General features: G+C 34.6%; 11 protein-coding genes, 1 rRNA gene and 1 other annotated feature. Of the genes, 9 read left to right on the top strand and 3 right to left on the bottom strand.

Features of this window, described 5'->3' with window-relative positions:
* Window positions 1-159 precede the first annotated feature (159 nt).
* From rrf to argS, 5 genes are all read left to right on the top strand, one after another.
* A 5S ribosomal RNA gene (gene rrf / locus ACFSTA_RS19550) occupies window positions 160-275 on the top strand.
* Between the two features lie 152 nt (window positions 276-427).
* Window positions 428-973, top strand: coding sequence for a hypothetical protein (locus ACFSTA_RS19545; protein WP_377558515.1), 546 nt, complete (start codon window positions 428-430; stop codon window positions 971-973).
* A gap of 478 nt (window positions 974-1,451) precedes the next feature.
* Entirely contained in the window at window positions 1,452-2,642 is a 1,191-nt protein-coding gene (locus ACFSTA_RS19540; protein ID WP_377558514.1) for an exonuclease SbcCD subunit D, read from the top strand.
* 18 nt (window positions 2,643-2,660) lie between these two features.
* On the top strand, window positions 2,661-5,753 hold the full coding sequence (locus ACFSTA_RS19535) for an AAA family ATPase (protein WP_377558513.1): 3,093 nt from the start codon (window positions 2,661-2,663) through the stop codon (window positions 5,751-5,753).
* 99 nt (window positions 5,754-5,852) lie between these two features.
* Window positions 5,853-6,077 (top strand) — a binding site (T-box leader).
* Between the two features lie 43 nt (window positions 6,078-6,120).
* Entirely contained in the window at window positions 6,121-7,800 is a 1,680-nt protein-coding gene (gene argS, locus ACFSTA_RS19530) for an arginine--tRNA ligase (protein ID WP_377558512.1), read from the top strand.
* A 50-nt stretch (window positions 7,801-7,850) separates the two neighbouring features.
* Here argS and ACFSTA_RS19525 read toward each other — a convergent pair whose 3' ends face one another.
* Window positions 7,851-8,033 carry a helix-turn-helix domain-containing protein gene (locus tag ACFSTA_RS19525; RefSeq protein WP_377558511.1) on the bottom strand — a complete coding sequence of 61 codons (183 nt, stop codon included), beginning with the start codon at window positions 8,031-8,033 and terminating at the stop codon, window positions 7,851-7,853.
* 308 nt (window positions 8,034-8,341) lie between these two features.
* Here ACFSTA_RS19525 and ACFSTA_RS19520 point away from each other — a divergent pair, with 308 nt between their 5' ends.
* Together ACFSTA_RS19520 and ACFSTA_RS19515 are read left to right on the top strand one after the other, a co-directional pair.
* The gene (locus ACFSTA_RS19520) at window positions 8,342-9,802 is read left to right on the top strand and encodes a SulP family inorganic anion transporter (protein ID WP_377558510.1); all 1,461 of its coding nucleotides are present in this window, start codon (window positions 8,342-8,344) and stop codon (window positions 9,800-9,802) included.
* A gap of 120 nt (window positions 9,803-9,922) precedes the next feature.
* Window positions 9,923-10,447, top strand: a complete 525-nt coding sequence (locus ACFSTA_RS19515) for a CBO0543 family protein (RefSeq protein WP_377558509.1) — start codon at window positions 9,923-9,925, stop codon at window positions 10,445-10,447.
* Window positions 10,448-10,634: 187 nt separating this feature from the next.
* Here ACFSTA_RS19515 and ACFSTA_RS19510 read toward each other — a convergent pair whose 3' ends face one another.
* The gene (locus ACFSTA_RS19510) at window positions 10,635-11,498 is read right to left on the bottom strand and encodes an AraC family transcriptional regulator (RefSeq protein WP_377558508.1); all 864 of its coding nucleotides are present in this window, start codon (window positions 11,496-11,498) and stop codon (window positions 10,635-10,637) included.
* A gap of 401 nt (window positions 11,499-11,899) precedes the next feature.
* Here ACFSTA_RS19510 and ACFSTA_RS19505 point away from each other — a divergent pair, with 401 nt between their 5' ends.
* Window positions 11,900-12,406, top strand: coding sequence for a hypothetical protein (locus ACFSTA_RS19505; RefSeq protein ID WP_377558507.1), 507 nt, complete (start codon window positions 11,900-11,902; stop codon window positions 12,404-12,406).
* A 38-nt stretch (window positions 12,407-12,444) separates the two neighbouring features.
* On the opposite strand, the gene ACFSTA_RS19500 is transcribed toward ACFSTA_RS19505, so the two are convergent.
* Window positions 12,445-12,603 carry a YjzC family protein gene (locus tag ACFSTA_RS19500; RefSeq protein WP_377558506.1) on the bottom strand — a complete coding sequence of 53 codons (159 nt, stop codon included), beginning with the start codon at window positions 12,601-12,603 and terminating at the stop codon, window positions 12,445-12,447.
* Between the two features lie 150 nt (window positions 12,604-12,753).
* Here ACFSTA_RS19500 and ACFSTA_RS19495 point away from each other — a divergent pair, with 150 nt between their 5' ends.
* Window positions 12,754-13,164, top strand: coding sequence for a hypothetical protein (locus tag ACFSTA_RS19495; protein ID WP_377558505.1), 411 nt, complete (start codon window positions 12,754-12,756; stop codon window positions 13,162-13,164).
* Window positions 13,165-13,211: the final 47 nt, after the last annotated feature.

Genomic DNA, 13,211 nt, shown 5'->3' with positions numbered 1-13,211 from the left:
GGTTGATAGGTCCGAGGTGGAAGCGTGGTGACACGTGGAGCTGACGGATACTAATAGATCGAGGACTTAACTAACACATTTTATGATTCGTTGTCATTACTCTTATTTAGTTTTTAGGGTATAAATTATAATTTTATCACCTTAATCTAGCCATGTAGGTCTGGTAGCGATAGCGAGAAGGTCACACCTGTTCCCATACCGAACACAGAAGTTAAACTTCTCAGCGCCGATGGTAGTCGGGACCTTGTCCCTGTGAGAGTAGGACGCCGCCAGGCAATAATAGAAGTCATGATACAAAATTCGTATCATGGCTTTTTTGATATTCATAAATATCACATCACAAGATTCTGTATGTCTATCGCTCGATACTATATAAGCGTTAGACAAGTATTACATATCAAAGTATAGTTAATATTGAGGTGATGAAATGGAGTCAAAAATGCAAACTTATTTTAAAGATCTAGAATCGAAGGATAAAACAGTGCAATACGAGGCTTATAATCATATTATGGAAGCTACAAGAAAAGAAGTAGATTGGGCATATGAAGTTTGGGATAGCCTAATAGATGACTTAACAAATAAGGATAATCACCGCAGATCAAGGGCAGCACAATTTCTCGCTAATTTAGCAATAAGTGATCCAGAAGGAAAAATGCTAAACGATTTTCGAAAAGTTTGGATGGTAACAATGGATCCCAAATTTGTAACAGCAAGACATAGCCTACAGTCAATTTGGAGAGTCGGTTTAGCAGGTCGAAAACAAAAAGAAGTAGTGATCGAAAGTTTCGTGCATAGGTTCCACAATTGCACAGATGAAAAGAATTATACTTTAATTCGATATGACATAATTCAGGGACTTAAAAACTTATATGAAGCTACTAAAGATGAAGAAATCAAACAAATGGCATTAGAATTGATTGAAGTAGAGGAAGATAGTAAATATAAGAAGAAATATAAAGGTGTTTGGAAATAATTTCAAGGTGCCAGGCACCGACAAAATTCGACAGGTGCCTGGCACTAATGCACGGTGTTTTAAAAAAATTGTAATAGATATGAAAAAAGTATTTTATAGAGTAAACTTCTACTAGAATTTAAGAATTGCATAACATTTTCTAGTAGAAAAGGATGTTTTTTATAAGATAAAACCTTTAAAATGCTGTATTACAGCATGATGTGAAATTGCATGATTGAATTAAGAAACGTATAATTAAGGAAAATAATTTGTATAAAAGGTTTTGCTAAGATATACCTTCTCATCTTATTCTTCAATAGATATAGAAATCAAAGAATCCCCACTTACAAATTTCATTCATTGACAACACTACTAACAAATAGATTCAAGATACTATAAATTGATTTGGTAATATAATCAAATAAGCTCTATATCATCTAGTAAAATATATTTTATATTATAATAGAGAAACCGTATTAATTCGAAAGGAGACGTTTCTATGAAACTATTTCATACAGCAGATTGGCACTTAGGTAAACTTGTTCAAGGGGTTTACATGACAGAGGATCAACAATATATACTTAATCAGTTTATAAAGGCAATTGAAGAGGAGAAGCCAGATGCAGTAATAATTGCTGGTGATCTTTACGACCGTGCTGTTCCACCAACTGAAGCCGTTCAATTATTGGATGAGGTGTTGGATACGATTGTATTGAAATTGAAAACTCCTGTATTAGCTGTTGCTGGGAATCATGACAGTCCTAGTAGATTAAATTTTGGTAGTAAAATCATGAAACAAAATGGTTTTCATATTGTCGGTAATTTTACGAAAGATTTGGCACCAGTAATTTTACATGATGAATATGGTGAAGTACATTTTCATTTAGTACCTTATTGTGACCCAAGTGTTGTTCGCAATGTACTAGAGGATGATGAGATTCGTACACATAATGATGCAATGAATAAGATTGTGGTTCAAATTAGTAAAAACATGAAACCTAATACACGACATATTTTTATTGGACATGCTTTTGTTACACCATTTGGGGAGGAAAAAGAGAATACGAGTGATTCCGAACGCCCGTTATCGATCGGGGGAGCAGAGTATGTTGATGCCCGTCATTTTACGCCATTTGATTATACCGCACTTGGCCACTTGCATCAGGCACACCATGTCTTACAAGAAAATATTCAATACGCTGGTTCACTTTTAAAATACTCCGTCTCTGAGGAACATCATAATAAAGGCTTTTATGTCTTAGAAATGGATGAAAATGGTGCGATCTCTAAGGAGAAACGACTGTTTAAACCAAGAAGAGACATCCGTACAGTAGAAGCTACAATGGATGAATTATTAACACATTCTGTTAATAACGATTATGTATTTGTACGTTTAATGGATGAAACGCCAGTACTATCTCCAATGGAAAAGATACGTTCAGTATATCCAAATGCCATGCATGTAGAACGGAAAAGTTATGGACTCACCTCAAATACTAAGGAAGGTAGCGAGTTAGTGAATCGAAGTAAGATGAGTGATTTCGATTTATTCAAAGCTTTCTATAAAGAGGTAAAAGGAACAGAAGCTAACGCCGAAACGGAAGCAATTATAACGGAAGTTTTTGAAGAACTTTTACAAGAAGAAAATGACATGACAGTAAAACCAAAAGAATTTGTGACAAATAAATAGGAAAGGGGAGTAGGAGTAGTGAAACCATTAAAATTAACCTTGACCGCATTTGGTCCATATAAGTATACAGAAGTAGTTAATTTTCAGGAACTGAATGAGAATAATCTATTTGTGATTTCAGGGAATACAGGTGCTGGTAAAACGACGATTTTTGACGGTATATGCTTTGCGCTATATGGAAGTGCAAGTGGAATGGACCGCGATGATCATAAAATGCTACGAAGTGATTTTGCCGATGATAATACACATACTTCTGTGGAACTAGAATTTGAATTACATGGTCGTATGTACCGAATTCTTCGTCAACTAGGACATGTAAAACATGGAAATAAATCTAGGACTGGTGAGAAGTACGAGTTTTACGAAAAAGTGGACGGGAGAGAGGTCCCTTGTGTTGACAGGCAAATAGTGAGTGAGATCGATAAAAAGGTTGAACGGATAATTGGGCTGACACAGGATCAATTTAAGCAGATTGTAATGTTACCACAAGGTGAATTTCGTAAACTATTAACTTCACAAACGGAGAACAAAGAGGCAATATTACGGAGACTTTTTAAAACAGAGTCGTATAAACAAATGAATGAATTATTGAAACATAAAAAGAGTTTGATTGAACAAGAATTTAAGCAATCCGAGCAAATGCGAAAACAATTTGTGCAAAACATAAGTGCAGCTTTACCTAAACGAGAAGATTCATTATTGTTTCAGTTTTTATCTGAAGAACATTATAATGTCAACCAGATTGTTAGTGGTCTAGAAGATGAAGCTTCTTTCTATAAGGAGCAAATAAATGTGGATCAAGAAATTTATCGTAAAGCATATGAAGCACACGGTAAAAAACAAGAAGATTATTCGAATGCAAAAGCGTTAAATGAGCGTTTTGTTGATTTAGATCAGAAAGAAAGTCAACTGAAGAGTTTACAGGAACAATTGCCAACAATTAGCACAAAAGAAAAGCAATTAGAAAAAGCGGAACGAGCTAGTAAAATCGAAGCATATGAAAAACAAGCAATTGAATGGCGAAAAGAGGAAAATTTAAAGACCAAAGCATTAGCAGAAGTAAAGTTAGCGAAGGAGAAGGCAGACAAACAGCTTAAACAAGCACAAGACGTTTATCTACAAGAAGAAAATAAGAAAACTCATCGGGAAGAAATCTCCAAGAGACTCGACCAATTAAAGGATTTTTTACCCACTGTAAAAGATATTTCCAAGCGGGAAAGGCAATTGGAAGAACTACGAAAAAAAGGTAAAGAGGCAAAAGACAATTTAGATAAAGCAAAGGAATCACTGGAACGAAAGAAGGAAGCAGCAGAAGAAAATAATAAGCAAATAAAACTAATGGATCAAGAAGTTAGTAAATTGCATGAAAAACGACAAAAACTTAATGATATGAGGGAACAGGCAAAGATTTTAAGAGATTATCTTCAATTGAAAAAGTCACAAACTGATTTAAAAAAGGATGTTACCATAAAAGAGGATAATTATCGTAAAGTGAGAGAAAAGTATCTTGAATTGGAAAATGCATGGATGAATAGTCAGGCAACTATTCTAGCAACTCATTTACGTGAAGGTGAATCCTGTCCTGTCTGTGGAAGTGTGGAGCATCCGAATAAAGCCTTTCATGATAATCACATCGTATCCAAGGAAGAGCTAGAGCAATTGAAAAAAGAATTAGATGAAATGGATAGTCTTTATCGAAGTGCTATTGCAGAAGATAAAGCTAACTTATCCCAAATAAATGCAAAAGCAGAAGAATTGGCTGGTTTCAATATTCTAATTGATCAAGTAGATTCAGTTAATGCACAATTAATCGAAGAAGGCAAAAAGCTCGGTGAAGAAGTAAAGTATTTGGATAAGCTTCGTGAAGAACTGAATAAGCAAAAAGAGCAATTTGAAAAATCAACTCTAGAATTAAAGAAAATGGAAGCTGAGAAGGAAGCCTTTGATAAGGACTATCAGGAGTTAAGAACTGCTTATAAAACAGATAAAGCAGTATATGAAGAACGATTACGTAACATTCCAGAAGAAGTTCGTGTGTTATCCAAATTGGAACAGGAAATTAGTGAAACCGACCAACGTAAAAAACTACTTGATAAATCATGGGAAGATGCACAAAAAACGTTAGAGCAAGCAAAAGAAACAGGAATGAAAGTCACATCAAATTTGACGCATGCAGAAAAGCAGTTGGAAGAAACGAAAGTCAAGGCAGTTAGAGCAGAAAAAGAGTTTCAATTAGAACTTGATAACGCATCTTTTGAATCTGAGGAAATATATCGTCAAGCAAAAATACCTGAAAGGGACCGTAACAGTTTAAAGGAATCTATTCAACAATTTAAAGAAAAACTAACGATTGTTAAACAACAGGTCATTGAATTGAAGGAATCGTTGAAGGATAAAACGAGAGTTGATTTAGTCGGATTACAACAGGAAGTAGAAGAACATAAACAGGCATATGAATTGGCATTGAATAAGCTGAATTTATCGAAGGAATATCATGAGGAAGCTTCCAATTTAAAAGAAAAAATATTGTATACGAACGAACAGGTTGAACAATATGAAAAGAAACTAGCTACCATCACTGATTTGTATGATGTTGCTAGAGGTCAAAATGGGCAAAAGATCTCATTTGAGCGATATTTGCAAATTGAATATTTGGAACAAATTATTGAAGCGGCAAATGAACGATTAAAACGTTTATCTAATGGACAATATTATCTTATTCGCAGTGTTCGACAGGAGTCTCACGGTAGACAAAGTGGCTTGGCATTGGACGTTTATGATGCATATACTGGTCAAACACGAGATGTCAAAACATTATCTGGTGGAGAGAAATTTAATGCTTCTTTATGTCTAGCATTAGGTATGTCAGATGTCATTCAAAGCTTTCAAGGTAATATCTCAATTAATACGATGTTTATCGATGAGGGATTCGGATCGCTTGATGAAGAGTCATTGAACAAATCGATTGACACGCTAATAGAATTACAACAATCAGGAAGGATGATCGGAGTTATTTCTCACGTACAAGAAATAAAAAACATGTTTCCGGCAATCCTACAAGTTTCTAAAACGAAGGAAGGTCATAGTAAGACTAAATTTGTAGTTAAGTAGACTTTGACAACAAATGTATGTTAAATGTCCTTGTTTTTGAAATGTTTTAGATCTATCTCTTGATATTTCTACGGTAATTGCTATAATAAATAAAAATATAAAAAATCGATGACAAAGAGAGTAGTTATTTGCGATGCTGTAGCGAGCTAGGATTGGTGGAAGCCTAGCGTTGAACAAATAATGAACCGGACTTTGGAGATGCTTTCTTGAACAAATAGTATGGAAAGCCGGGATTAACCTCGTTAGCAGTGTAAAGTGGTTTTTTATGATGATAAAAAACAATCGGAGTGGTACCGCGGGATAACATAAACTCTCGCCTCTTATTAGAAGAGGCGAGAGTTTTTTTATTTACAGGAGGGAAATAAAGATGAATTTCACCAACCAATTTGCAGAACTCTTAGTGGAAGTATTAAATGGAGATTTAGAAAAAGAAGAAATACGCTTGATGATAGAATCACCGAAACGTAAAGAGTTAGGTGATATGGCGTTTCCGTGTTTCGAGTTAGCTAAACTGTATAGAAAATCACCTAATAGAATTGCCCAGGAAATAGCTCCTAAAATACAAACAGCTATTTTTGAAGAGGTTGTTGCTGTAGGTGGATATGTAAATGTTTTTCTAAACAAACAAGAGGTTTCCACGAAAGTCGTGAATCAAATTATCTCGCAAAAGGGTGAGTTTGGTTCACTAGAGATAGGGAAGGGTGGCGTTGTTACTATTGACCTGTCATCACCAAATATTGCTAAGCCATTCGCTATGGGACATTTACGATCTACAGTTATAGGTAATGCACTTGCACTTATTTCGGAAAAATGTGGATATCAACCAATACGAATAAACCACCTTGGTGACTGGGGAACACAGTTTGGGAAATTAATAGTTGCTTATCATAAATGGGGAAACGAGGAGGATGTAAGAAAAGACCCTATCAAAGAGTTACTCGCACTATATGTTAAATTTCATCATGAAGCAGAAAATGACCCTACATTAAATGAACAAGGGCGTGAAGCATTTAAAAAATTGGAAGATGGTGATCAAGAGACACGTCACTTATGGAAATGGTTTCGAGATGAATCACTCAAAGAGTTTAACAAAATTTATGAGTTGTTAGGAATTCATTTTGATTCGTCAGATGGAGAAGCGTTTTATAATGACAAGATGGAACATGTTGTCGAACTTCTTGAGCAGAAAAAGCTTCTTGAAGAATCAGAAGGTGCACAAGTAGTACAGATTGAGGACTTACCTCCATGTTTAATTAAGAAACGTGATGGCACAACACTGTACGCTACAAGAGACTTAGCGGCGGCCATACATCGACAGAAAACCTATCAGTTTAAAAAATCCTTGTATGTTGTGGGAAATGAACAAACACTTTACTTTAAACAGCTTCTTAAAGTACTAGAAAAAATGGGGTTTGACTGGCATGAAGGAATGGTACATGTACCGTTTGGAATGATTTTAAAAGATGGTAAGAAAATGTCTACTCGTAAAGGAAAAACAGTGTTATTGGAAGAAGTATTACAAGAAGCAATTGACTTGGCGGAACAAGGAATTATGAAAAAAAATCCCAATCTAGCTTCCAAAAATGAAGTGGCTCGTCAAGTAGGTACGGGTGCGGTGGTATTTCATGATTTGAAAAATCATCGTATGAATGATATAGAATTTTCATTAGAGGACATGTTACGCTTCGAGGGAGAAACAGGTCCATATGTACAATATACACATGCACGTGCTTGCTCACTTTTAAGAAAGGGAGGATATCAAGAGAATTTAGGAGAGAAGAAGATAGTTGATCCCGAAGCTTGGCCAGTTATTAGTACAATGATGATTTTTCCTCACATTGTTGAGCGATCTATGAATGAGTATGATCCTTCTAAAGTGGCTAAGTTTGTTATAGAGTTATCAAAAGCATTTAATAAATACTATGCATCTGTAAAGATATTAGATAGTAGTATGATTCATACTCGACTATCATTAGTGTGTTCCGTAAAACTAGTATTGAGAGAAGGACTACGATTACTAGGAATTGAAGCTCCAGAAGAGATGTGATGAAAAAAGAATACCCGAGTTATATTGGTCAATATAACTCGGGTTATTCATTAGATCCGCTCACCATTTTTTAATCGTTCAATAAATTCATTTAAATCTTCTTTTTTGACTCGCCAATGTCTCCCTATTTTAAAGCCGGGGATTTTTCCCTCTTGGACTAGTTTATATGTAGTCATTTCGCTTAGTTGCAAGTATTCAGCGACTTGTGCAACCGTCATTATTTCTCTTTCCATAAGGTCGCCCCCAAATAATTATCATGTTTGTATCATAACACAGAAGATGCTTTTTATAAAAATATAGCCCGCCAAATATACTCCATTATACTCCATTATAATCAAATATATCTTTTTTGTGTTTCTATATATTTGCATAGTAAATTAAAGAAAATGATAGAATTTGAAAGTAAATTGTAAATGATTGCGTTTCCATGGCGTTTTGCAGCGTGGGACGAATATGGTATGATTCATCTTGTTCTAAACGGCAAACAACGTTGACATCGTGTTAACGTTAAGAAAGCAAATAAAATAAGAGAGGTGCTAACATGAACGTACAACAATTAAAACAAGACTGGTTTGGAAATATACGTGGTGATGTCTTAGCGGGAATCGTTGTTGCACTTGCATTAATTCCAGAAGCAATTGCATTCTCTATCATTGCTGGTGTAGATCCTATGGTTGGTCTTTATGCATCATTTTGTATTGCAGTTGTAATCGCATTTGTCGGTGGACGACCGGGAATGATTTCTGCTGCAACTGGTGCGATGGCATTATTGATGATAACGTTAGTTGCAGATCATGGGTTACAATATTTATTAGCTGCAACTATTTTAACAGGTGTACTACAAATATTATTCGGGGTATTTAAACTAGCCAGCATTATGAAGTTTGTTCCTAGATCCGTTATGGTTGGTTTTGTGAATGCATTAGCAATCTTGATTTTCACTTCCCAGCTACAACATTTTGTAGGGGAAAGTTGGATCATGTATGCTATGGTGGCTTTAACGCTAGCAATTATTTATATCTTACCGAGGTTTACGAAAGCAGTCCCATCTACACTTGTAGCAATAATCGTAGTAACAGCTATTGTTATCTTTGCAAATTTTGACATGCGTACAGTAGGAAATTTAGGCAACTTAACACAGGAATTACCTGTATTTTTATTGCCATCTATTCCATTTACTTTTGAAACATTAATGATTATTTTCCCTTATTCATTATCCCTTGCAATTGTAGGTCTGTTGGAATCATTATTAACAGCAAGTATTGTAGATGATATGACAGATACGGAAAGTGACAAAAATAAAGAGAGTCGCGGTCAAGGTATAGCAAACATTGTCTCCGGATTTTTTGGTGGAATGGCAGGTTGTGCAATGATTGGTCAATCGGTTATTAATGTCAAGTCTGGTGGACGAGGTAGACTCTCTGCACTAGTTGCAGGGGTGTTCCTAATGTTCTTGATAGTAGTTTTAGGTGGAGTCGTAGTTCAGATTCCAATGGCAGCATTAGCTGGTGTGATGATAATGGTATCAATTGGAACGTTTGATTGGTCCTCAATACGTACTCTTCATAAATTACCTAGAACAGATGCAATTGTTATGGTAATTACTGTTGGAACTGTTGTTGTAACACACGACCTTTCAAAAGGTGTTTTAGCAGGTGTACTATTAAGCGCTATATTCTTTGCTGCGAAAGTTTCTAAAGTGAAGGTCAATGAGATAGTCGCATTGGATGGAACTAAAAAAGTATACAAAATTCATGGTCAAATTTTCTTTGCTTCAGTTAATGATTTACTAGAAAAAATGGATTTTAATGATTCCGTGAAGGAAGTTGAAATCGACTTATCCAATGCCCACTTATGGGATGATTCTGCTATCGGAGTATTGGATAAAATCGAGACCAAATTTGAACAAAACAATATTAAAGTCACTTATACTGGATTAAATGAGGAAAGTAATCACCTGAAGAAGAAAATAGGTGGACTGTCTAAGGCTTCTGGACATTAATGAATTATAGGTGCCAGGCACTTGTCAAAAATTGACAAGTGCCTGGCACCTTTTTTTGTTTTCCGAATAATATTTTCTTTGGTATGGAAACAATAAGGGAAAACATAAAGGGAGAATGTAATGCACATTTTACTTGCGATTATAAGTATTATTGCTGTATGGGTAAGAAAGGATTATTTTCAATGGAAAAAGTTCTATACTACCATGCAATTTATAGCGTTAGGAAACCTTACATATAATTTTCTTTGTGCTTCGCATTGGTTATGGCAATTAACTCCTGACATTACCTGGTTTAACCATTCTATATTAGAAATGACTTATACATTGATTACATTTCCATTAACCGCACTCATGTTTCTTTCACGTTATCCGGATGGTCAGGGTAAAAAGAAAATATTCATGCACTATTTATTTTGGATCGGACTATATGTTGGAGTAGAGATAGTTTTAATGTTACAAGGAAGCATTATATATAAGTACGGATGGTCTTTGGGATGGAGTGCTTTATTTGATTGTATTATGTTTCCTTTTTTGAGGCTCCATTATAAGAAACCACTATTTACTTTAATTATAAGTGTTCCTATGACAATATTTTGGCTGTGGCTATTCGATATTCCAGTAAGTATACCTATTCCAGAAAGGTAATTGATGTTTGGATAAAACAAGCATGGGGCAAAAGTTATATTCTTATTGCTTTGGTTCTGTTAGCGATAAGTGTTGATTTTTCATCAAAGTCAAAAAGACTAGTCAATATCAATTGACTAGTCTAATATGTTACATGAAAACTTACCGGACTAACTTCTGTAAATAAAATAATCACCCAAGTTTATCGCTAAACTTTTTTCTTTATTGGCATCCAAATTTCACTATATACATTTTCCGATGTACCGTTGTGCTTTGTAAAAGAAATTCCAGGTTTATCTGCTATTTCATAATCTGAAGAAGGCAGCCATTCAGAATAAACTTTTGCTGTAGTTTCTTGGAGAGTAACAGGAAATGGTCCTTGATTAGGGAAAATCGCCCATAAGCTTTCTTCAATTGAAATTTGCTCTAAATCATCGAATGGATTTTCTTTTGTAGTTGCAAAACCAATCATATGAGTTAAGTAGCCTTTTTCTTCCAAGAAACCATCATCAAAATCATAAGATACATTTAAGACTTGATGAGGATATAAATCAGCTAATTGATGCATTTCATTTCTTTGTTGTTCGGTAATTGACTGGGCCAATTCTATGATAGCATTATTTTCACCTTCGAATTGAATTGGCACTCTTTTCGATACACCTATAATATTAAACTTCTCTTTTTTTTCCACTTTGAATTCCATGGATATTCCTCCTCTTATATCTATAAAGAATGAAAATTTGGGAAATGATTTTTGAATTTTGTTTTTAGCTACTTCTGAAGGTAAAAAACCACTCCATTCACGAAAGGCTCTTGAAAATCCTTCTATAGATTGATAACCATATTTGTAGGCAATATCTGTCACTCTTGCTCCGTTATTTAATTCAACATTCGCAACGGATAATCTCCTGTTTTTGATATACTCATTCAATGACATTCCAGCCAAATACGAAAACATTCTTTTAAAATGATAATCAGATAGTCCTACAATTTTTGAAATATCTTTTCCAGAGATTTCTTCCGTTAAACGTGTTTCGATGTAATCCATTAATTTATTGAATTCTTGTAACATTCATTTCCCTCCTTTACAAATACATATTATCGTTAAAACTTATTGTTCACTCGATATTTTTTATACGGAATTCATCGGATCTATTTTTCCATTGTCACTTAAACAATCATTTCATAACATTCTTTATTAGTCATCTATGAAGTTAAAAAGCTATTAAACGTACTCAACTTGTCTTAAACGAATATCGTCATTGGTATCAGACTTTAATCATTAGTACATCGACTGCAAGTTTAATGTTTGAGGATATCTATTCACATGTGGAGGCAAGTTTTTTCTTCTTCATACATATGTATCATTATTGTAACGGAATTTTAGAGGATACTCCATTCAGTGATTACACTAAACGACAATAACGGATTCTGTTATCCTCACTAAATCACAATAGTGTGAAGGGGAGGAATATGTCTGTGAAGCTCTTTACCGTTTTTATTGTTATTTTTATTATGTGTTTATCAGGCTGTACGAATGATAAAGGGAAGATAGAAAACGAAGAGACGATAACAGAGGGAGCAAATAACCAAGAAAATGCAGCAGAAAAAAAACAGGAGAATGAACAGTACATTCTAGAACTTTATGAAAAACAAATAGAAGCAATTAATGAAGGAAATGAAGAGAAATATATGTCTATTGTTAAAATTGATCATGATTCCAAGGAGGATACGAGAGCACAATTTCTGCAAACACAAGAATTAGGGATTGTTGTTGAAGTAGAAGAAATAGAAGTTAGGGAGCAAACAGAATCAACTGCTGATTTATATGTAAAACAAAAAATGTATACAGAGGATGATAATCCCGACTTCTTAGATCGAATTTTAGAGGTTATTCATCATTTTGAAAAGATAAATGGGGAATGGAAAATGATCAATTCAACAGCAGTTGGAATACACTTTTTGGAACAAGTTGAATAATTATTTAATAAAAAACAAGGGCATAAAACCCTTGCTTTTTATTGTTGATCATGTGTCCAAGTAGTTTCTTTGCTACTGACAGGACAGGAGGGGAATTTTTCACCTTTTGAGATTTTAACAGTTTTCCCAGACTGGCATAGGTAATGACCAGTTGCTGGTACTCCTTGTCCGGTACGATATTCACGGGTTTCCTGCATGTGTTACACCTCCATGGTTAGTATGTTATTTTAACCAAAAAAATTTTTTTCAGTCTTGTGTAATATAGTTGCTGTATGTGGTGGCAGGCACTCCATATGCACAATGACATATATTGAATTAACGTTCTTTTAATCAGGAGGAGAAATGGAATGTACTATGTTTACTATCCTTATCCAATAAGGAATCCGATATTCTATCAATTAGCTTTTCAACCGGAATGGAGACATGTAATGCCACCAAATTTTCATGATGAAAAAAGACAACAATATCTAAATGTTGATCCGGATTTATTCTTTAAATCTGCCGGTGCATTTAAAGAATTGTTGGGAGATGCTTCCGTTATTCTAAACAAGCTTTCAGAAGATGAAAATTTAGCATATCAAATAATGGAAGCAGCACAACAAAACAATAAAGAGAAAGTTGAAGAGTTGATCAAATCGACGGGAGTGAAAGGAACCGTAGATGTAGACTACAACCCAGATGGCATAAAATTAAATATGCTATCTAAAGTTGAAGAAACAGACTGCTGTAAACTTACCATGGCATTACGATGGAGATAACAAAAAATGAGGTGCCTGTCACCGACGAAATTCGACAGGTGACAGGC

Source organism: Ornithinibacillus salinisoli, assembly GCF_042684965.1.
In the GTDB taxonomy this organism is placed as follows: domain Bacteria; phylum Bacillota; class Bacilli; order Bacillales; family Amphibacillaceae; genus Ornithinibacillus; species Ornithinibacillus salinisoli.
The sequence above is the reverse complement of the archived record's forward strand: the minus strand, read 5'-3'. Positions and strand labels throughout refer to the sequence as shown.

Bases quoted from the DNA above. Each gene is read 5' to 3' on its own strand.
- ACFSTA_RS19545 (WP_377558515.1), top strand. From the start codon at position 428: ATGGAGTCAAAAATGCAAACTTATTTTAAAGATCTAGAATCGAAGGAT.
- ACFSTA_RS19540 (WP_377558514.1), top strand. From the start codon at position 1,452: ATGAAACTATTTCATACAGCAGATTGGCACTTAGGTAAACTTGTTCAA.
- ACFSTA_RS19500 (WP_377558506.1), bottom strand. From the start codon at position 12,603: ATGCAGGAAACCCGTGAATATCGTACCGGACAAGGAGTACCAGCAACT.
- ACFSTA_RS19495 (WP_377558505.1), top strand. From the start codon at position 12,754: ATGTACTATGTTTACTATCCTTATCCAATAAGGAATCCGATATTCTAT.
- ACFSTA_RS19515 (WP_377558509.1), top strand. From the start codon at position 9,923: ATGCACATTTTACTTGCGATTATAAGTATTATTGCTGTATGGGTAAGA.
- argS (WP_377558512.1), top strand. From the start codon at position 6,121: ATGAATTTCACCAACCAATTTGCAGAACTCTTAGTGGAAGTATTAAAT.
- ACFSTA_RS19520 (WP_377558510.1), top strand. From the start codon at position 8,342: ATGAACGTACAACAATTAAAACAAGACTGGTTTGGAAATATACGTGGT.
- ACFSTA_RS19505 (WP_377558507.1), top strand. From the start codon at position 11,900: ATGTCTGTGAAGCTCTTTACCGTTTTTATTGTTATTTTTATTATGTGT.
- ACFSTA_RS19510 (WP_377558508.1), bottom strand. From the start codon at position 11,498: ATGTTACAAGAATTCAATAAATTAATGGATTACATCGAAACACGTTTA.
- ACFSTA_RS19525 (WP_377558511.1), bottom strand. From the start codon at position 8,033: ATGGAAAGAGAAATAATGACGGTTGCACAAGTCGCTGAATACTTGCAA.